Origin of the sequence: Pseudomonas baetica, from assembly GCF_002813455.1 — a bacterium.
GTDB lineage: Bacteria > Pseudomonadota > Gammaproteobacteria > Pseudomonadales > Pseudomonadaceae > Aquipseudomonas > Aquipseudomonas baetica.
This window is the reverse complement of the sequence record NZ_PHHE01000001.1, coordinates 3,881,962-3,899,341: the sequence shown is the minus strand read 5'-3', so window position 1 is coordinate 3,899,341 and position 17,380 is coordinate 3,881,962. Positions and strand designations below refer to the sequence as shown.

Here is a 17,380-nt window from a genome sequence, read left to right as displayed (position 1 = left end):
GGCTCGCTCCCACATTGGATCTGTGAACGACACAAATCCCCTGTGGGAGCGAGCCTGCTCGCGAAGACTTACTGGAAGGCGCCGCGATTCTCGGCGTTACGCACCGACACCTGATCGTTCAGCGTCCAGAAGTCATACAGCACGCCAATAAAGAACAACCCGCCCGTCAGCAGGTAGATCAGCCCGCTGATCCATTTCCCTTGGTACATCCGGTGCACGCCGAGCGCGCCGAGAAAGGTCAGCAGAATCCACGCCACGTTGTACTCGATCGGCCCGTCGGCAAAGCGCAGATCCGCTTCGCGATCCATTGCCGGGATCAGAAACAAGTCGATCAGCCAGCCAATCCCCAGCAAACCGAAGGTGAAAAACCAGATCGTCCCGGTCACTGGCTTGCCGTAATAAAAGCGGTGAGCGCCGGTAAATCCGAAGATCCACAGCAGGTAACCGATGAGTTTGCTATGGGTGTCTTTTTCCTTCACACGGGGTAGCTGATAGCTGTTCATGAAGACCTCGTTTCACTCGATAGATAAATATTCTTGAATTCTTTGTGACTTTTTTACAGGTAGCCGACGTATGGCAAATGTTAGGCTGAGCTCCGTCAAAGCCTTATAGCACCGGACTTCTGTCAGACAATCGCGTCAATTTGCCGCTTATTTGGTTCCGTTGCCTCCAGAGTCAATCGACCAACGGACTCGGAAGGGACAAAAAAGCTGTTATAAAGTTGCGCGCTATCACTTAAGAGCCACGCCTAATGCGACCATTTTTCAAGACATGGCTAACTATTTGCCTATTAATGCCACTGGCCGCCCACGCCACCAATCGTGAGCAACGTCTTCCCAACGTTAACGGCTTTACCCCTAAATCCCATGCTTCTGCCCCATCGAGCAAAAGCAAGCAAAGCAAAGTCACCACGCTGAGCAGCAAAGGCAACAGCAAACTGGTGCCACCAATGGCGAGCAAGGAAAGCAGCAATGTCCTTAGCCGCGCGGTGAATGTGCTCGGTACACCTTATCGTTGGGGCGGCAGCAGCCCAAGTAAAGGTTTCGACTGCAGCGGCCTGGTGAAATACGCGTTCAACGACGCTACGTTTGACCTGCCACGCACCTCCAATGCCATGGCCAGCGGCCACGGCGAGAAAGTCGATCGCAAGGATCTGAAGCCAGGCGATCTGATTTTCTTCAACATCAAGAGCCGTCGGGTCAATCACGTTGCCATTTACCTGGGCAACGACCGTTTCATCCACGCACCGCGTCGTGGCAAGTCGGTGAGCATCGATACGTTGAACAAACCGTACTGGGAAAAACATTACGTGGTTGCCAAGCGGGTGCTGCCGAAAGAGCCTGCCAGCAAGCAGATGCGCGTAGTTCAACGCTGAGCTGACTGATCCAGAATCTGTTCAAGCAGTACTGGCCCCTTCGCGAGCAAGCCCGCTCCCACATTTGATTTGTGAACGACACAGATCCAATGTGGGAGCGGGCTTGCTCGCGAAGGGGCCAGTGAAAGCAACACAAGCCTCTCTCAGAAATTATCCGGCGTACGCGCCTTCTCCCGCGCATGCTCGCGGCTGATCAAGCCTTTGGTCACCAGATCCTTCAGGCACATGTCCAGTGTCTGCATCCCCAGCGACCCGCCCGTCTGAATCGCCGAATACATCTGCGCCACCTTGTCCTCGCGGATCAGGTTACGGATCGCCGACGTGCCCAGCATGATCTCGTGCGCCGCCACACGCCCGCCGCCGATCTTCTTGATCAGCGTCTGCGAGACCACCGCCAGCAACGACTCCGACAGCATCGAACGCACCATCGACTTCTCGTCTCCGGGGAATACGTCCACCACCCGGTCGATGGTTTTCGCCGCTGAAGTGGTGTGCAGCGTGCCGAACACTAAATGCCCGGTCTCGGCGGCGGTGAGCGCCAGGCGAATGGTTTCCAGATCACGCATCTCGCCGACCAGAATCACATCCGGGTCTTCCCGCAGCGCTGAACGCAACGCCGTGGCGAAACTGCGGGTATCGCGGTGGACTTCGCGCTGGTTGATCAGGCATTTGCGCGATTCGTGAACGAATTCGATCGGATCTTCGATAGTCAGGATGTGGTGATGGCGATGGGTGTTGAGGTAATCGATCATCGCCGCCAGCGTGGTCGACTTTCCGGAACCGGTCGGCCCGGTCACCAGCACCAGCCCGCGTGGGGCGTCGGTGATCTTGCGAAAGACGTCGCCCATGGCGAGGTCTTCCATGCTCAGCACTTTCGATGGAATGGTGCGGAATACCGCGCCAGCGCCACGGTTCTGGTTGAAGGCATTGACCCGGAACCGCGCCACACCCGGCACCTCGAAGGAAAAGTCGGTTTCCAGATGTTTCTCGAAGTCGACGCGCTGGGTGTCGTTCATGATGTCGTAGATCAATTCGTGCACTTGCTTATGATCCAGCGCCGGCAGATTGATCCGCCGCACATCGCCATCGACGCGGATCATCGGCGGCAGACCGGCCGACAGGTGCAGGTCGGAAGCGCCCTGTTTGGCGCTGAAGGCCAGCAATTCAGTGATATCCATAGCGCTCCTCAATTCCAGTAGAATGCCGCGAACCTTCAGACCGCCGGCGCCTCTTGATGTCCACGATAGCAGACAACATTCAACTGGTTAGTTCGCGCATCCAGGCTGCCACCGCAGCGGCCGGGCGCACTGAAAACAACGTGCAGTTGCTGGCTGTCAGCAAGACCAAACCCGCCGAAGCCCTGCGTGAAGCCTACGCCGCCGGCCTGCGCGACTTTGGCGAGAACTATCTGCAGGAAGCCTTGGGCAAACAGCTCGAACTGGCCGACCTGCCCTTGATCTGGCACTTCATCGGCCCCATTCAATCGAACAAGACTCGCGCCATTGCCGAGCATTTCGACTGGGTGCATTCCGTGGATCGCCTGAAAATTGCCCAACGCCTGTCCGAACAGCGCCCGGCCGACATGCCGCCGCTGAATATCTGCATTCAGGTCAACGTCAGCGGCGAAGCCAGCAAGTCCGGCTGCACCCCGGCCGACCTGCCGGCCCTGGCCGAAGCCATCAACGCCTTGCCGCGCCTGAAACTGCGCGGGCTGATGGCAATTCCCGAGCCGACCGAAGATCGCGCCGAACAGGACGCCGCATTTGCTGCTGTGCAACGTTTGCAGGACAGCCTGAATCTGCCGCTCGACACACTTTCCATGGGCATGAGCCACGACCTCGAGTCGGCCATTGCCCAAGGCGCCACCTGGGTTCGTATCGGTACGGCCCTGTTTGGCGCTCGCGACTATTCCCAATCTTGAAACTTTCCAGATAAGGACCTGACATGAGCAACACACGTATTGCCTTTATCGGTGCCGGCAACATGGCCGCCAGCCTGATCGGCGGCCTGCGGGCCAAGGGTCTGGAAGCCGCGCACATCCGCGCCAGCGATCCGGGCGAAGAAACTCGCGCCAAAGTCAGTGCCGAACACGACATCGAAACCTTTGCCGATAACGCCGAGGCTATCGATGGCGTCGACGTCGTCGTGCTGGCGGTCAAGCCACAGGCGATGAAAGCCGTGTGCGAAGCGATTCGCCCGAGCTTGAAACCGAATCAGCTGGTGGTATCGATTGCCGCCGGCATCACTTGTGCGAGCATGACCGCATGGCTCGGCGAACAGCCGATCGTGCGCTGCATGCCGAACACCCCGGCGCTGCTGCGTCAGGGCGTGAGCGGTTTGTACGCCACGAGCGAAGTGACTGCCGAACAACGCCAGCAAGCCGAAGAGCTGCTGTCCGCCGTCGGCATCGCCCTGTGGCTGGACGAAGAACAGCAACTGGACGCCGTGACTGCGGTGTCCGGTTCCGGCCCTGCGTACTTCTTCCTGCTGATCGAAGCCATGACCGCTGCTGGCGTCAAACTCGGCCTGCCGAAAGAAACAGCCGAACAACTGACCCTGCAAACGGCTCTGGGCGCCGCGCACATGGCGGTATCCAGTGATGTCGATGCCGCCGAACTGCGCCGCCGCGTGACCTCGCCGGCCGGTACTACAGAAGCTGCAATCAAATCGTTCCAGGCCGGTGGTTTCGAAGCCCTGGTGGAAAAAGCACTCGGCGCCGCCGCGCACCGCTCGGCCGAAATGGCCGAACAACTGGGCAAATAAGGAGCCTTACATGATTGGATTGAACACCGCAGCGGTTTACGTGCTGCAAACCCTCGGCAGCCTGTATCTGCTGATCGTGCTGCTGCGCTTCGTCCTGCAACTGGTGCGGGCGAACTTCTACAACCCGCTTTGCCAGTTCATCGTCAAAGCGACTCAGCCGCTACTCAAGCCACTGCGCCGGATCATCCCGAGCATGTTCGGTCTGGACATGTCGTCGCTGGTGCTGGCGATTCTGGTGCAACTGGCGCTGATGGCGCTGACCTTGCTGCTGACTTACGGCACCACCGGTAACCCGCTGCAACTGTTTATCTGGTCGCTGATCGGCGTGACCGCGCTGTTCCTGAAGATCTTCTTCTTCGCCCTGATCATCAGCGTGATCCTCTCGTGGGTCGCCCCGGGCAGCCACAATCCGGGCGCTGAGCTGGTCAACCAGATCTGCGAACCGGCGCTGGCGCCGTTCCGTAAGTTCCTGCCAAACCTCGGCGGGCTGGATCTGTCGCCGATCTTCGCGTTTCTGGCGCTGAAGCTGATCGACATGCTGGTGATCAATAACCTCGCGGCGATGACGATGATGCCGGAAATCCTCCGTCTGCTGATGTGAGCTGGTTTCGTTGGGACGGTGACGACCTGATTCTGGAGTGTCACCTGCAACCTGCGGCCCGTAGCGATGATTTCTGCGGGCTGCACGGTGATCGTCTGAAGATTCGCCTGACCGCGCCGCCGGTCGAGGGCAAGGCCAATGCTTATCTGATGGGTTTTCTGGCCAAGGCGTTTGGGGTTTCCAAGAGCCAGGTCAGTTTGCTCAGCGGCGAGTTGAACCGGCAGAAGCGGGTGAAGATTTGCTCGCCGAAGAAGTTGCCGGATTTGCCTGACCTGGTGCGCCCAAACTGAAGCACCGAGTCGCCCCATTCGCGAGCAACCCCGCTCCCACATTGGAATGCGATCCCCTGTGGGAGCGGGCTTGCTCGCGAATGGCTGCACCTCGGTCAGAAGCGAACACATCAGGCCCGATCGTTGCTTGCTGCTAACCCCCGTGGTCATTAGACTTACGCCTCATTTCAACGAGAGCAGGGTCGATGCCAGCTGCCTTTCCCCCCGATTCTGTTGGTCTGGTGACGCCGCAAACGGCGCACTTCAGCGAACCTCTGGCCTTGGCCTGTGGCCGTTCGCTGCCCGCTTATGACCTGATCTACGAAACCTACGGCACGCTCAACGCACAGGCGAACAACGCCGTGCTGATCTGCCACGCCTTGTCCGGCCATCACCACGCCGCCGGCTATCACAGCCCCGACGACCGCAAGCCCGGTTGGTGGGACAGCTGCATCGGCCCCGGCAAGCCAATCGACACCAGCAAGTTCTTCGTGGTCAGCCTGAATAATCTGGGCGGCTGCAACGGCTCCACTGGCCCGAGCAGCATCAACCCTGAGACCGGCAAACCGTTCGGTGCCGACTTCCCGGTGCTCACCGTGGAAGACTGGGTACACAGCCAGGCGCGTCTGGCCGACCTGCTCGGCATCGGCCAGTGGGCAGCGGTGATCGGCGGTAGCCTCGGTGGTATGCAGGCCCTGCAATGGACCATCACTTATCCGGATCGCGTACGTCACTGCCTGGCCATCGCCTCGGCGCCCAAGCTGTCGGCGCAGAACATCGCCTTCAACGAAGTGGCGCGCCAGGCGATCCTCACCGACCCGGAATTCCACGGTGGTTCGTTTCAGGAAGCCGGTGTGATCCCCAAACGCGGCCTGATGCTGGCGCGGATGGTCGGGCACATCACTTACCTGTCCGACGACTCCATGGGCGAGAAATTCGGCCGTGGCCTGAAGAGCGAAAAGCTCAACTACGACTTCCACAGCGTCGAGTTCCAGGTCGAAAGCTATCTGCGTTATCAGGGCGAAGAGTTCTCCGGACGCTTCGACGCCAACACCTATCTGTTGATGACCAAGGCGCTGGATTACTTCGATCCGGCGGCGAACTTCGACGATAACCTGGCGAAAACCTTCGAGAATGCCACGGCCAAGTTCTGCGTGATGTCGTTCACCACCGACTGGCGCTTCTCCCCGGCCCGTTCGCGGGAGCTCGTAGACGCACTGATGGCGGCGCGCAAAGACGTCAGCTATCTGGAAATCGACGCACCACAGGGCCACGACGCCTTCCTGATTCCGATCCCGCGCTACTTGCAGGCGTTCGGCAATTACATGAACCGAATTACGGTGTGAGCAAGCCATGAGAGCTGATCTGGAAATCATCCAGGAATGGATCCCCGCCGGCAGCCGCGTCCTCGACCTGGGTTGCGGTGACGGCGAGTTGCTGACCTGGCTGCGCGACCACAAGCAGGTCACCGGCTATGGCCTGGAAAACGACGCCGACAACATCGCTCAATGCGTGGCCAAAGGCGTCAACGTCATCGAGCAGGATCTGGACAAAGGGCTGGGCAACTTCGCCAGCAACAGTTTCGATATCGTGGTGATGACCCAGGCCCTGCAAGCCGTGCATTACCCGGACAAGATCCTCGACGAAATGCTGCGCGTTGGCCGGCAGTGCATCATCACCTTCCCCAACTTCGGTCACTGGCGCTGCCGCTGGTACCTGGCGAGCAAGGGCCGCATGCCGGTGTCCGAGTTTCTGCCGTACACCTGGTACAACACGCCGAACATCCACTTCTGCACCTTCGAAGACTTTGAAGAACTTTGCCGCGAACGTGATGCGAAGGTCATTGATCGGCTTGCTGTGGATCAACAGCACCGCCACGGGTGGGCCAGTAAGCTATGGCCTAATCTGTTAGGTGAGATTGGTATCTACCGCGTCAGCAGCCCGGTGCTTGCAGATCACCGGGTCGCTGTCTGAGCCACGACATTTCGAGGAGACGAACATGGGTCGTTTAGCGTTGTTGTTATTCACAGCCTGCCTGAGCGTCAGCGCCATGGCGGCCGACGTCATCAAGGGCGAACGCAAGGAAACCTTCGGCGACGTGACGGTGCACTACAACACCTTCAATTCCACGTTTCTGACCCCGGACATCGCCAAGGCAGCAGAGCTTGTCCGCAGCAAACACCAAGGCGTGATCAATGTCTCGGTGATCAAGGACGGCAAGCCATTGGTCGCCAACGTTACCGGCACGGTCAAAGACCTGACCAGCCAGAGCGTACCGCTGAATTTCCGCCAGGTGACCGAACAAGGTGCGATCTACTACATCGCCCAGTACCCGGTGGAGCAGCAGGAAACCCGCACCTTTGAAATCAAGGTGCAGAACGGTGACAAGATCAACACCATCAATTTCAACCAAGAACTCTTTCCCGGCGAATGATGAACCTCAAGCAACTCGTACTGGCCAGCCATAACGCCGGCAAACTCAAAGAACTCCAGGCCATGCTCGGCGACTCGGTGCAACTGCGCTCGATCGGCGAATGGAGCAAGGTCGAGCCGGAAGAAACCGGCCTGTCGTTCGTCGAGAACGCGATCCTCAAGGCGCGTAACGCCGCACGCATTTCCGGGCTGCCGGCGCTGGCCGACGACTCCGGTCTGGCGGTGGATTTCCTCGGCGGTGCGCCGGGCATCTACTCGGCGCGCTATGCCGACGGCAAGGGTGATGCAGCGAACAACGCCAAACTGCTCGACGCCCTCAAAGACGTGCCTGAAGCGGAACGCGGCGCGCAATTCGTCTGCGTGCTGGCACTGGTCCGTCACGCCGATGATCCGTTGCCGATCCTCTGCGAAGGCCTGTGGCACGGACGCATCCTGACCGCCGCCAGCGGCGAACACGGTTTCGGTTATGACCCGCTGTTCTGGGTGCCGGAACGTGACGTATCCAGCGCTGAACTGAGCCCGGCCGACAAGAACCAGATCAGCCACCGCGCCCGCGCAATGGATCTGCTGCGCCAGCGTCTGGGCCTGAAATGACCGACAGCCCCTCTGCGTCGTCGCTGATCATCGGCGGCGCCGCTTCTTCGCCTCGGGCGCCGCTACCAACCCTGCCGCCCCTGGCGCTGTACATCCACATCCCGTGGTGTGTGCGCAAATGCCCGTATTGCGACTTCAACTCGCACACCGCCAGCCCGGTGCTGCCGGAGCAGGAATACGTCGACGCGTTGCTGGCCGATCTCGATCAGGATCTGCACGCGGTGTATGGCCGTGAAATCAGCTCGATTTTCTTCGGTGGCGGCACACCGAGCCTGTTCAGCGCCGAAGCCCTTGGGCGTTTACTGGAAGGCGTCGAACAGCGCATTCCATTTGCCCACGACATCGAAATCACTCTGGAAGCCAATCCCGGCACGTTCGAGCAAGAGAAGTTCGTCGCGTACCGCAAGCTGGGGATCAATCGCCTGTCGATCGGTATCCAGAGTTTCCAGCAGGAGAAGCTCAAAGCGCTCGGCCGCATCCACAACGGCGATGAAGCGGTGCGCGCCGCCGGCATGGCGCGTCAGGCCGGGTTCGATAACTTCAACCTCGACTTGATGCACGGCTTGCCCGATCAGTCGCTGGACGATGCCTTGAGCGATTTGCGCCAGGCCATCGAACTGAAGCCGACGCACATTTCCTGGTATCAACTGACGCTGGAGCCGAACACGGTGTTCTGGAACCAGCCGCCAGAGCTGCCGGAAGACGACACGCTGTGGGACATTCAAGAGGCCGGGCAGGCGCTGCTGGCCGAGCACGGTTACGCGCAATACGAAGTGTCGGCTTATGCGCAGGCCGGACGCCCGGCGCGGCATAACCTCAATTACTGGAGTTTCGGCGACTTCATCGGCATCGGCGCTGGCGCCCACGGCAAGCTCAGCCACCCGGACGGGCGCATCGTGCGCACCTGGAAGACGCGCCTGCCGAAGGACTATCTCAACCCGGCGAAATGCTTTCAGGCCGGCGAGAAAGCCCTGACCAACGATGAGATGCCGTTCGAGTTCCTGATGAACGCCTTGCGCCTGACCGCTGGCGTCGAATCGCGCCTGTATCCGCAGCGCACCGGGCTGTCGCTGGAAAGCCTCGCCGAAGGCCGGGCAGCGGCAGAACAAAGCGGCCTGTTGCAGGTCGAACCGTCACGTCTGGCGGCCACCGAGCGCGGACAGCTGTTCCTCAACGACTTGCTGCAACAATTTCTGAACTGAGCCCAACCCTCAACTTCTGTCCCAAGGGAAAACGCATGGATTTGATACTCGACCTGCTCGCCACCGTCTCCCGCTGGAGCCGCAGCAACCTCTCGGAAATCGCCTTGGCGCTGGTGGGCTGCCTGCTGGTGCTGTTCGGCGCCGACTTCAAAGGCTGGGTCGAGCAACGCCTGGGCAGCATCGCCGGCGCCCTGCGCGTGCCACTGATGGCCCTGCTGTGCATGATTGGCAGCGGCGCTGCGCTGATCTACGCCACACCGTGGGTGATCAAGGGGTTGAGCCAGTTCAACAACTACAGTCTGGCACCGGTGTTGTTGGTGGTACTGGTGCTGATCGGCGTAGTCGCCGACCGCCGCTGATTCCGCAAACACCCCAAAACAACTGTGGGAGCGAGCCTGCTCGCGAATACGGTGTGTCAGTCAACATCAGTGTTGAATGAACATCCGCTTTCGCGAGCAGGCTCGCTCCCACAGGTTTTGTTGCGTGATGCTTAAGCGAGTTTTTCGAACTTCAGGTCCCAAACGCCATGGCCAAGACGTTCGCCGCGGCGTTCGAACTTGGTGATCGGGCGTTCGGCCGGGCGTGGGACGCACTTGCCGTCTTCGGCGAGGTTGCGGTAGCCCGGGGCGACGTTCATCACTTCCAGCATGTATTCGGCATACGGTTCCCAGTCGGTGGCCATGTGCAGAATGCCGCCGACCTTCAACTTGCTGCGCACCAGTTCAGCGAACGACGCCTGAACGATGCGACGCTTGTGGTGACGGCTCTTGTGCCACGGATCCGGGAAGAACAGCATCAGGCGATCGAGGCTGTTGTCGGCGATGCAGCGGTTGAGCACTTCGATCGCGTCGCAATCGTAAACCCGCAGGTTGGTCAGGCCCTGAGTCAGCACACCGTTGAGCAGCGCGCCGACACCCGGACGGTGAACTTCAACGCCGATGAAATCCTGCTCCGGTGCCGCCGCGGCCATTTCCAGCAGCGAGTGGCCCATGCCGAAACCGATCTCCAGCGAGCGCGGCGCCGAACGGCCGAACACCTGATCGTAATCCACCGGCGCGTCGGCCAGCGGCAGCACGTACAGCGGCGCGCCCTGATCCAGACCACGTTGCTGGCCTTCGGTCATGCGCCCGGCGCGCATCACGAAACTCTTGATGCGGCGGCGTTGGCGCTCGTCGCCCTCTTCCGTCTGGATAGGCGTGTCGTTCGATTCAGTCATCAATGGCTCTTACTTGATCAGACCATCCAGCGGCGAAGAGGCGCTGGCATAGAGTTTTTTCGGCATGCGGCCGGCGAGGTAGGCCAGACGGCCTGCGACGATCGCGTGTTGCATGGCTTGGGCCATCATCACTGGCTGCTGGGCGTGGGCGATGGCCGAGTTCATCAGAACGGCGTCGCAACCCAGCTCCATCGCGATGGTGGCGTCGGAAGCAGTACCAACACCGGCATCGACCAGCACCGGGATCTTGGCTTCTTCGAGGATGATCTGCAGGTTGTACGGATTGCAGATCCCCAGACCGGAACCGATCAGACCGGCCAGCGGCATCACCGCGATGCAGCCAATTTCCGCCAGTTGACGGGCGATGATCGGGTCATCGCTGGTGTAGACCATCACGTCGAAACCTTCCTTGACCAGCGTTTCAGCGGCCTTGAGGGTTTCGATCACGTTGGGGAACAGGGTTTTCTGGTCGGCCAGCACTTCCAGCTTCACCAGGTTGTGGCCGTCGAGCAGCTCACGGGCCAGGCGGCAGGTGCGCACGGCTTCGATGGCGTCGTAGCAACCGGCGGTGTTCGGCAGGAAGGTGTAGCGATCCGGCGACAGTACGTCGAGCAGGTTCGGCTCGCCTTCGATCTGGCCCAGGTTGGTGCGGCGCACGGCGAAGGTGACGATTTCGGCACCCGAGGCTTCGATGGCCTGGCGGGTTTCTTCCATGTCACGGTACTTGCCGGTACCAACCAGCAAACGCGACTGGTAAGTACGACCGGCCAGCACAAAAGGCTTGTCGCTACGAACGATGCTCATGGGGAATCCTCTTTAGGGGTGAGGGTCTTGCAGAATTCGGTGCCCTTGCGGGCCGGGCAATTAGCCGCCGCCGATGGCGTGTACCACTTCGACGTTGTCGCCGTCGTTGAGCGTGGTGTCGGCATGCTGGCTGCGCGGGACGATATCCAGATTGAGTTCGACTGCTACCCGGCGTCCGGTCAGATCCAGACGGGTCAGCAGGGCCGCAACGGTTTCACCGTCGGGCAGTTCAAGGGATTCGCCGTTCAACTGAATGCGCATGCGCAAGGCCGCCATCATTTTTAGGGGCTGGCATTCTAGCCCGATCAGACGGGGCGACCCAAGCCATTCATCGTGAAATGGACTACCCGGTCAGCTCAGCCGCCAGGCGGCAAGCCCCAGGCACAGCCAGCCGATCAGGAAGGCCAGGCCACCGAACGGGGTAATGATGCCTAGCTTGCTGATGCCGGTGGTGGTCAGTACGTAGAGACTGCCGGAGAACAGCAGGATGCCGACGGTGAAGGAGACGCCAGCCCATGTGACGAGCCGCCCCTGAATCTGCGTAGCCAGCAGTGCAACGCCAAACAACGCCAGCGTGTGCACCAGTTGATAGGTGACGCCCGTGTGGAAAATCGCCAGATACTCCGGCGTCAGACGGTTTTTCAGGCCATGGGCGGCGAATGCACCCAATGCAACCCCGGTAAAACCAAAGAAAGCGGCCAGCATCAGAAAGCCACGCAGCATGTGGAACTCCAGTCAGACTCGATCGGCAGGGTCTGTATAATGGCCCGCTCCACGGGTTCGGCCAAGCCATCTCTATGCTGCGTTCAATTTTCCGTCGTCTCACGAAGGCCCTGCTCTGGTTCGCGGGCGGCAGCGTTTTGCTGGTCCTGTTGTTTCGCTTCGTGCCGCCGCCGGGCACGGCGCTGATGGTCGAGCGCAAGGTCGAATCCTGGGTCGACGGCGAGCCGATCGACCTGCAGCGCAGCTGGAAGCCCTGGGACGAGATTTCCGATGATCTCAAGGTGGCCGTCATGGCCGGTGAGGATCAGAAGTTTCCAGAGCATTGGGGCTTTGATTTCAGCGCCATTCAGGCCGCGCTGGCCCACAATGAACTCGGCGGCTCGATTCGCGGCGCCAGTACGCTGAGCCAGCAAGTGTCGAAGAACCTGTTTCTTTGGGCCGGTCGTAGCTATCTGCGCAAAGGCCTGGAGGCTTGGTTTACCGCGCTGATCGAGGTGTTCTGGCCCAAGCAGCGGATTCTCGAGGTGTACCTGAACAGCGTCGAGTGGGATGACGGGGTATTTGGCGCCGAGGCGGCGGCGCGGCATCACTTTGGTGTGAGCGCGAAGTCGTTGTCGCGGCAGCAGGCGAGTTATCTGGCCGCTGTTCTGCCGAATCCTCGGGTCTGGAGCGCCAGCCATCCGACGGCTTATGTGTCGCGGCGGGCCGGGTGGATTCGCCAGCAGATGAGTCAGTTGGGTGGGACCAGTTATCTGCTCGGGCTCAATGATTCGCGCCGGGCACCTTGGGCTCGATAGCCAGTCACCAATCTTCCAAATCCTGAAAATCCCATGTGGGAGCCAGCCTGCTCGCGAAAGCGGTGTACCAGAAACATCAATGCAAACTGACACACCGCTTTCGCGAGCAGGCTCGCTCCCACAGGGGCCAGCATGTCCGCACAAATGAAAACGCCCCGATCATCGCTGATCGGGGCGTTTTTTATTGCCGAAATACCGGTTATGCGGCAATCGACAACTTGAGTTTGTTCATCGCGCTCTTCTCGAGCTGACGAATACGCTCGGCCGACACGTTGTACTTCTGCGCCAGGTCGTGCAGCGTGGCTTTTTCTTCTGCCAGCCAACGCTGGTAGAGGATGTCACGGCTGCGTTCGTCCAGCACTTCCAGTGCTTCATGCAGGTTATGGTTGGAGTTGTCGCTCCAGTCGGCATCTTCCAGTTGACGCGCCGGGTCGTACCGGTGGTCTTCCAGATAGTTGGCCGGCGACTGGAAAGCGCTGTCGTCGTCCGCTTCCGCAGCCGGGTCGAAGGCCATGTCATGGCCGGTCAGGCGACTTTCCATCTCGCGCACTTCCCGCGGTTCGACGCCGAGGCTTTCCGCCACACGGTGGACTTCTTCGTTGTTCAGCCACGCCAGACGTTTCTTCTGGCTGCGCAGGTTGAAGAACAGCTTGCGCTGGGCCTTGGTGGTCGCGACTTTCACAATGCGCCAGTTGCGCAGGATGAACTCGTGAATTTCCGCCTTGATCCAGTGCACGGCGAACGACACCAGACGCACACCCATTTCCGGGTTGAAGCGCTTTACAGCCTTCATCAGGCCGACGTTACCTTCCTGGATCAGGTCAGCCTGAGCCAGACCGTAGCCGGAATAGCTACGGGCAATGTGTACGACAAAACGCAGGTGGGCGAGCACCATCTGCCGAGCCGCCCCCAAATCCTGCTCATAGTAGAGACTCTCGGCCAGTTCACGCTCCTGCTCCGGGGTCAGCAATGGAATGCTGTTCACGGTGTGCACATAGGCTTCCAGGTTCGCACCCGGAACCAACGCGTACGCAGGTTGCAAAGAATTGGTCATACGAAAAAACCTCCCACTTACATAACTCGCGCCTTTCGGCACTGCGAAAAATTGACCGGAAACTCAAGTACAAGTTCCCAAAAAAACCGCAAGGCCAATCACGCGCAAAAAAGATTCTACTTCGGCGCCAGCTCCCTGAGATGACGTGCGACTGCAATCCATGCACCGATATAACCCAACAGCACCGCGCCAAGCAAGAGCGACAGACCGTCGGCAACTGGCACTCCGGCCAGCGCGAAATCACTGCCGTACAAGCCGGCCAGTCCAACCACCGCATCGTTCAGCCAGTTCAGGCCGAACGCCAATACGCCCCAGGACAACAGTCCCGCACCGAAGCCATACAACGCGCCCATATAAAGGAAAGGGCGACGCACATAGCTGTCAGTGCCGCCGACGAGTTTAATCACTTCTATCTCGGTGCGGCGGTTTTCAATATGAAGACGAATGGTATTGCCTATCACCAAAAGTAATGCAGAAACCAGCAGCACCGTCAGACCGAAGACAAAACGATCACCAAGCTTGAGGATGGCAGCCAGACGCTCGACCCAGACTAGATCAAGTTGCGCCTGTTGTACCTTGGGCAGCTCGGAAAGTTTTTGTCTTAATGCTTCCAGGGTCGACTTGTCAACTTCGTTCGGCGTGACCAGCACTACGCCCGGCAACGGGTTTTCCGGCAACTCGCGCAGGGCTTCGCCCAAGCCGGACTGCTGCTGGAACTCTTCCAACGCCTGATCGCGGCCGACATATTCGGCATCAGCTACGCCAGGCATGCCTTTGATCTGCTCGCGCAACGCCTCGCCCTGCGCTGGGCTGGCATCGAGTTGCAGATACAGCGAAATCTGCGCCGCACGCTGCCACGAACCGCCCAGACGTTCGACGTTGTTGAGCAGCAGCGACAAGCCCATCGGCAGGCTCAGCGCCACAGCCATCACCATGCAGGTGAAAAAGCTGCCGATTGGCTGTTTGCCCAGACGACGCAGGCTGTCGAGCAGGCTGGCGCGATGGCTTTCGACCCAGGCGCGGAACAGCGTGGCGAAGTCCGGCCCGTCATCATCGTCATGTTTTTTCTTCTTCGCCGGTTGCGGATCGGCGGCCTTGGGGGCCACGCGCTCGGAAACCTTCGGACTGCGTGTCGCACTCATTCGCCTGCCTCCCCGTCGCCGATCAATCGACCGCGTTGCAAGGTCAGCATGCGGTGACGCATGCGCGCGATCAGTGCCAGGTCGTGACTGGCGATCAGCACGCTGGTGCCCAGCCGGTTGATGTCTTCGAACACGCCCATGATCTCGGCCGCCAGGCGCGGGTCGAGGTTACCGGTCGGTTCGTCCGCCAGCAGCAAGGCCGGGCGGTGAACGATGGCGCGGGCAATGCCGACGCGTTGTTGCTGACCGGTGGACAGGTCGCCCGGGTACAGATCGGTTTTATCCGACAGCGCCACGCGCTCCAGCGCCGAGTCCACACGCTTGGCGATCTCGGCCTTGGACAGCCCGAGAATCTGCAGCGGCAACGCGACGTTGTTGAACACCGTGCGATCGAACAGCAACTGGTGATTCTGGAACACCACGCCGATCTGCCGACGCAGGAACGGAATCTGTGCGTTGCTGATGGTGCTCAGGTCTTGCCCGGCCAGCAGCAGCTTGCCGCTGGTCGGACGTTCCATTGCCAGCAACAGGCGCAACAGCGTGGATTTACCGGCGCCGGAATGGCCGGTGACAAACAAGAACTCGCCACGACGGACTCGAAAGCTCAGCTCATGCAAGCCGACGTGACCGTTCGGGTAGCGTTTACCGACCTGTTCGAAACGAATCATGAACGCTCCCGCTCGGCAAACAATGCCTGGACAAAGGGTTCGGCTTCAAAGGTACGCAAATCGTCGATGCCTTCACCGACGCCGATGTAGCGGATCGGCAGACCGAACTGCTTGGCCAGGGCGAAAATCACCCCACCCTTGGCGGTACCGTCGAGCTTGGTCAGCGCCAGGCCGGTCAGTTCGACGGTCTGGTTGAATTGCTTGGCCTGGTTGATGGCGTTCTGGCCGGTGCCAGCGTCGAGCACCAGCAGCACTTCGTGCGGCGCGTCGGCGTCGAGCTTACCGATTACCCGGCGAACCTTTTTCAGTTCTTCCATCAGGTTGTCTTTGGTGTGCAGACGACCGGCGGTGTCGGCGATCAGCACGTCGATGCCACGGGCCTTGGCGGCTTGCACGGCGTCGAAGATCACCGAAGCCGAATCGGCGCCGGTGTGCTGGGCGATCACAGGAATCTTGTTGCGTTCACCCCAGACCTGCAATTGCTCCACAGCGGCGGCGCGGAAGGTGTCACCGGCGGCGAGCATGACTTTCTTGCCTTCCAGTTGCAGCTTCTTCGCCAGTTTGCCGATGGTGGTGGTCTTGCCGGCGCCGTTGACGCCGACCACGAGGATCACGAACGGTTTGTTCTGCGAAACGATTTTCAGCGGCTGCTCGACCGGTTTGAGCATCGCAGCCAGCTCGGCCTGCAGGGATTTGTACAACGCGTCGGCGTCGGCCAGCTCCTTGCGAGCGACCTTCTGGGTCAGGCGCTGGATGATCTGCGTGGTGGCTTCGACGCCTACGTCGGCGGTCAGCAGACGGGTTTCGAGGTCGTCGAGCAAGTCGTCGTCGATGGTTTTGCGGCCGAGGAACAGGCTGGCCATGCCCTCGCCGATGCTGGCGCTGGTTTTCGACAGGCCTTGCTTGAGGCGGGCGAAGAAACCGGCTTTGGTTTCCTCGGTGCGCGGGGCTTCGACAGGCGTCTCGACTGGCACTTCAACCGGCACAACCGGCGCAACGACGACGGGTGCTGGCTCAGGTTGTTGAACGACCGGCGCAACGAAAACCGGGGCAACCGGCTCTGGAGCAACCGGCGCAGGCTCGACAACCGGTTCAACCACCGGCGCCGGAGCGACCTCGGGAACAAACGCGGCAGGCGCAGGAATTGGCGGCGTCACATGGGGTGCGGCCTCTTCCACCAGTGCCACCGGCTCTTCAGCCACCGGTAAGGTCAGCCACGGCTCTGCAACCGGGGTCAGTGGCAACTCGGCAACCACTTCCGGCTCAGGCTTAAGCTCGGCCGCCGGTTGCAGCACCGGCTCGGCAATCGGCAGAACGATCGGTGCCGGCTCTTCTTCTATTACCGGAGCCGGCGCCGGGGCCGGTTCAGGAATCGCGGGCGGCTGTTCGACGACGGGTTCCTGCGGTTTCTTACGCAGCCATCCGAACAGGCTTTTCTTCTCGCCAGCCGCAGCTGGGGTCTTCTTGTCGTCGTTGGAACCAAACATGGAGGACGGCTATCTCACGGTAGCGACGCGCCATAAGGGCGCCCCGGCAAATAAATATTCGATGCAGAACAGACTGTGTTTCATCCAGCTTGTTCACGCGCAACATTTTGTCGAGGCGCCAAGGACACCTCAAAGGTCGATTATTACGAAGGACTGGAACGGCATCGTCGGCGAAAACGCAGAGTTTAGCTGACAAACTCAAAGCTTCTGCCGGAAACCCATACAACCTATCGAGCGATCAGAGGCCTGATA

At 60.2% G+C, this 17,380-nt stretch carries 23 protein-coding genes; 13 read left to right on the top strand and 10 right to left on the bottom strand.

Annotated elements, in window-relative coordinates; translation table 11 throughout:
- Window positions 1–68 precede the first annotated feature (68 nt).
- Window positions 69–503, bottom strand: a complete 435-nt coding sequence (locus ATI02_RS17825; RefSeq protein WP_100846943.1) for an NINE protein — start codon at window positions 501–503, stop codon at window positions 69–71.
- Window positions 504–751: 248 nt separating this feature from the next.
- On the opposite strand from ATI02_RS17825, the gene ATI02_RS17820 reads away from it, so the two are divergent.
- On the top strand, window positions 752–1,375 hold the full coding sequence (locus ATI02_RS17820; RefSeq protein ID WP_095186995.1) for a C40 family peptidase: 624 nt from the start codon (window positions 752–754) through the stop codon (window positions 1,373–1,375).
- A 143-nt stretch (window positions 1,376–1,518) separates the two neighbouring features.
- On the opposite strand, the gene ATI02_RS17815 is transcribed toward ATI02_RS17820, so the two are convergent.
- Window positions 1,519–2,553, bottom strand: coding sequence for a type IV pilus twitching motility protein PilT (locus ATI02_RS17815; RefSeq protein WP_007953348.1), 1,035 nt, complete (start codon window positions 2,551–2,553; stop codon window positions 1,519–1,521).
- A 56-nt stretch (window positions 2,554–2,609) separates the two neighbouring features.
- On the opposite strand from ATI02_RS17815, the gene ATI02_RS17810 reads away from it, so the two are divergent.
- The 10 genes from ATI02_RS17810 (at window position 2,610) to ATI02_RS17765 (ending at window position 9,596) form a co-directional block, all read left to right on the top strand.
- Window positions 2,610–3,296: a YggS family pyridoxal phosphate-dependent enzyme gene (locus ATI02_RS17810; protein WP_100846942.1), complete on the top strand. Its 687-nt coding sequence runs from the start codon at window positions 2,610–2,612 to the stop codon at window positions 3,294–3,296.
- Window positions 3,297–3,319: 23 nt separating this feature from the next.
- Window positions 3,320–4,138: a pyrroline-5-carboxylate reductase gene (gene proC, locus ATI02_RS17805; RefSeq protein ID WP_100846941.1), complete on the top strand. Its 819-nt coding sequence runs from the start codon at window positions 3,320–3,322 to the stop codon at window positions 4,136–4,138.
- 10 nt (window positions 4,139–4,148) lie between these two features.
- The gene (locus ATI02_RS17800; protein ID WP_095186992.1) at window positions 4,149–4,739 is read left to right on the top strand and encodes a YggT family protein; all 591 of its coding nucleotides are present in this window, start codon (window positions 4,149–4,151) and stop codon (window positions 4,737–4,739) included.
- Window positions 4,736–5,029, top strand: a complete 294-nt coding sequence (locus tag ATI02_RS17795) for a DUF167 domain-containing protein (RefSeq protein ID WP_095186991.1) — start codon at window positions 4,736–4,738, stop codon at window positions 5,027–5,029. Before ATI02_RS17800 ends, ATI02_RS17795 begins: the two co-directional genes overlap by 4 nt.
- Window positions 5,030–5,214: 185 nt before the next feature.
- Window positions 5,215–6,354: a homoserine O-succinyltransferase MetX gene (metX, locus tag ATI02_RS17790; RefSeq protein ID WP_100846940.1), complete on the top strand. Its 1,140-nt coding sequence runs from the start codon at window positions 5,215–5,217 to the stop codon at window positions 6,352–6,354.
- A 7-nt stretch (window positions 6,355–6,361) separates the two neighbouring features.
- Window positions 6,362–6,982, top strand: coding sequence for a methionine biosynthesis protein MetW (gene metW / locus ATI02_RS17785; protein ID WP_095186989.1), 621 nt, complete (start codon window positions 6,362–6,364; stop codon window positions 6,980–6,982).
- A gap of 25 nt (window positions 6,983–7,007) precedes the next feature.
- Window positions 7,008–7,442, top strand: a complete 435-nt coding sequence (locus ATI02_RS17780; protein WP_100846939.1) for a DUF4426 domain-containing protein — start codon at window positions 7,008–7,010, stop codon at window positions 7,440–7,442.
- Window positions 7,439–8,035 (top strand): RdgB/HAM1 family non-canonical purine NTP pyrophosphatase, encoded by a 597-nt coding sequence (rdgB, locus tag ATI02_RS17775; protein WP_095186987.1) that lies wholly within the window; start codon window positions 7,439–7,441, stop codon window positions 8,033–8,035. Before ATI02_RS17780 ends, rdgB begins: the two co-directional genes overlap by 4 nt.
- Entirely contained in the window at window positions 8,032–9,237 is a 1,206-nt protein-coding gene (gene hemW / locus ATI02_RS17770) for a radical SAM family heme chaperone HemW (RefSeq protein ID WP_100846938.1), read from the top strand. The genes rdgB and hemW overlap by 4 nt, the downstream gene beginning before the upstream one ends.
- Before the next feature lie 35 nt (window positions 9,238–9,272).
- Window positions 9,273–9,596 carry a DUF3392 domain-containing protein gene (locus ATI02_RS17765; RefSeq protein ID WP_095186985.1) on the top strand — a complete coding sequence of 108 codons (324 nt, stop codon included), beginning with the start codon at window positions 9,273–9,275 and terminating at the stop codon, window positions 9,594–9,596.
- A 131-nt stretch (window positions 9,597–9,727) separates the two neighbouring features.
- Here ATI02_RS17765 and trmB read toward each other — a convergent pair whose 3' ends face one another.
- The 4 genes from trmB to ATI02_RS17740 form a co-directional block, all read right to left on the bottom strand.
- Window positions 9,728–10,453, bottom strand: a complete 726-nt coding sequence (trmB, locus tag ATI02_RS17755; protein ID WP_100846937.1) for a tRNA (guanosine(46)-N7)-methyltransferase TrmB — start codon at window positions 10,451–10,453, stop codon at window positions 9,728–9,730.
- 9 nt (window positions 10,454–10,462) lie between these two features.
- Window positions 10,463–11,257 carry a thiazole synthase gene (locus ATI02_RS17750; RefSeq protein ID WP_047297148.1) on the bottom strand — a complete coding sequence of 265 codons (795 nt, stop codon included), beginning with the start codon at window positions 11,255–11,257 and terminating at the stop codon, window positions 10,463–10,465.
- Between the two features lie 60 nt (window positions 11,258–11,317).
- The gene (gene thiS, locus ATI02_RS17745) at window positions 11,318–11,518 is read right to left on the bottom strand and encodes a sulfur carrier protein ThiS (protein ID WP_167394879.1); all 201 of its coding nucleotides are present in this window, start codon (window positions 11,516–11,518) and stop codon (window positions 11,318–11,320) included.
- Between the two features lie 90 nt (window positions 11,519–11,608).
- On the bottom strand, window positions 11,609–11,980 hold the full coding sequence (locus ATI02_RS17740; protein WP_095186984.1) for a DUF423 domain-containing protein: 372 nt from the start codon (window positions 11,978–11,980) through the stop codon (window positions 11,609–11,611).
- A gap of 74 nt (window positions 11,981–12,054) precedes the next feature.
- Between ATI02_RS17740 and mtgA the strand changes: the two genes are divergently transcribed.
- Window positions 12,055–12,777, top strand: a complete 723-nt coding sequence (gene mtgA / locus ATI02_RS17735) for a monofunctional biosynthetic peptidoglycan transglycosylase (protein ID WP_100846936.1) — start codon at window positions 12,055–12,057, stop codon at window positions 12,775–12,777.
- 199 nt (window positions 12,778–12,976) lie between these two features.
- On the opposite strand, the gene rpoH is transcribed toward mtgA, so the two are convergent.
- The 4 genes from rpoH to ftsY all read right to left on the bottom strand — a co-directional run bounded on the left by rpoH (window position 12,977) and on the right by ftsY (window position 17,128).
- A complete protein-coding gene (rpoH, locus tag ATI02_RS17730) occupies window positions 12,977–13,831 on the bottom strand; it encodes an RNA polymerase sigma factor RpoH (RefSeq protein WP_003229146.1) in 855 nt (284 codons plus the stop codon).
- A 116-nt stretch (window positions 13,832–13,947) separates the two neighbouring features.
- Window positions 13,948–14,973, bottom strand: coding sequence for a permease-like cell division protein FtsX (gene ftsX, locus ATI02_RS17725; protein ID WP_100846935.1), 1,026 nt, complete (start codon window positions 14,971–14,973; stop codon window positions 13,948–13,950).
- Window positions 14,970–15,641, bottom strand: coding sequence for a cell division ATP-binding protein FtsE (gene ftsE / locus ATI02_RS17720; RefSeq protein ID WP_008065082.1), 672 nt, complete (start codon window positions 15,639–15,641; stop codon window positions 14,970–14,972). The genes ftsX and ftsE overlap by 4 nt, the downstream gene beginning before the upstream one ends.
- Window positions 15,638–17,128 (bottom strand): signal recognition particle-docking protein FtsY, encoded by a 1,491-nt coding sequence (gene ftsY, locus ATI02_RS17715; RefSeq protein WP_095186981.1) that lies wholly within the window; start codon window positions 17,126–17,128, stop codon window positions 15,638–15,640. The genes ftsE and ftsY overlap by 4 nt, the downstream gene beginning before the upstream one ends.
- Here ftsY and ATI02_RS17710 point away from each other — a divergent pair.
- A complete protein-coding gene (locus ATI02_RS17710; protein ID WP_095186980.1) occupies window positions 17,127–17,321 on the top strand; it encodes a hypothetical protein in 195 nt (64 codons plus the stop codon). The two genes, ftsY and ATI02_RS17710, sit on opposite strands and share 2 nt — an antisense overlap.
- The last annotated feature ends 59 nt before the right edge of the window (window positions 17,322–17,380 follow it).

Excerpts from the sequence above, each read along its gene's own strand:
- ATI02_RS17825 (WP_100846943.1), bottom strand. The coding sequence starts at position 503 with ATGAACAGCTATCAGCTACCCCGTGTGAAGGAAAAAGACACCCATAGC.
- ATI02_RS17820 (WP_095186995.1), top strand. The coding sequence starts at position 752 with ATGCGACCATTTTTCAAGACATGGCTAACTATTTGCCTATTAATGCCA.
- ATI02_RS17815 (WP_007953348.1), bottom strand. The coding sequence starts at position 2,553 with ATGGATATCACTGAATTGCTGGCCTTCAGCGCCAAACAGGGCGCTTCC.
- ATI02_RS17810 (WP_100846942.1), top strand. The coding sequence starts at position 2,610 with ATGTCCACGATAGCAGACAACATTCAACTGGTTAGTTCGCGCATCCAG.
- proC (WP_100846941.1), top strand. The coding sequence starts at position 3,320 with ATGAGCAACACACGTATTGCCTTTATCGGTGCCGGCAACATGGCCGCC.
- ATI02_RS17800 (WP_095186992.1), top strand. The coding sequence starts at position 4,149 with ATGATTGGATTGAACACCGCAGCGGTTTACGTGCTGCAAACCCTCGGC.
- metX (WP_100846940.1), top strand. The coding sequence starts at position 5,215 with ATGCCAGCTGCCTTTCCCCCCGATTCTGTTGGTCTGGTGACGCCGCAA.
- metW (WP_095186989.1), top strand. The coding sequence starts at position 6,362 with ATGAGAGCTGATCTGGAAATCATCCAGGAATGGATCCCCGCCGGCAGC.
- ATI02_RS17780 (WP_100846939.1), top strand. The coding sequence starts at position 7,008 with ATGGGTCGTTTAGCGTTGTTGTTATTCACAGCCTGCCTGAGCGTCAGC.
- rdgB (WP_095186987.1), top strand. The coding sequence starts at position 7,439 with ATGATGAACCTCAAGCAACTCGTACTGGCCAGCCATAACGCCGGCAAA.
- hemW (WP_100846938.1), top strand. The coding sequence starts at position 8,032 with ATGACCGACAGCCCCTCTGCGTCGTCGCTGATCATCGGCGGCGCCGCT.
- ATI02_RS17765 (WP_095186985.1), top strand. The coding sequence starts at position 9,273 with ATGGATTTGATACTCGACCTGCTCGCCACCGTCTCCCGCTGGAGCCGC.
- trmB (WP_100846937.1), bottom strand. The coding sequence starts at position 10,453 with ATGACTGAATCGAACGACACGCCTATCCAGACGGAAGAGGGCGACGAG.
- ATI02_RS17750 (WP_047297148.1), bottom strand. The coding sequence starts at position 11,257 with ATGAGCATCGTTCGTAGCGACAAGCCTTTTGTGCTGGCCGGTCGTACT.
- thiS (WP_167394879.1), bottom strand. The coding sequence starts at position 11,518 with ATGCGCATTCAGTTGAACGGCGAATCCCTTGAACTGCCCGACGGTGAA.
- ATI02_RS17740 (WP_095186984.1), bottom strand. The coding sequence starts at position 11,980 with ATGCTGCGTGGCTTTCTGATGCTGGCCGCTTTCTTTGGTTTTACCGGG.
- mtgA (WP_100846936.1), top strand. The coding sequence starts at position 12,055 with ATGCTGCGTTCAATTTTCCGTCGTCTCACGAAGGCCCTGCTCTGGTTC.
- rpoH (WP_003229146.1), bottom strand. The coding sequence starts at position 13,831 with ATGACCAATTCTTTGCAACCTGCGTACGCGTTGGTTCCGGGTGCGAAC.
- ftsX (WP_100846935.1), bottom strand. The coding sequence starts at position 14,973 with ATGAGTGCGACACGCAGTCCGAAGGTTTCCGAGCGCGTGGCCCCCAAG.
- ftsE (WP_008065082.1), bottom strand. The coding sequence starts at position 15,641 with ATGATTCGTTTCGAACAGGTCGGTAAACGCTACCCGAACGGTCACGTC.
- ATI02_RS17710 (WP_095186980.1), top strand. The coding sequence starts at position 17,127 with ATGGAGGACGGCTATCTCACGGTAGCGACGCGCCATAAGGGCGCCCCG.
- ftsY (WP_095186981.1), bottom strand. The coding sequence starts at position 17,128 with ATGTTTGGTTCCAACGACGACAAGAAGACCCCAGCTGCGGCTGGCGAG.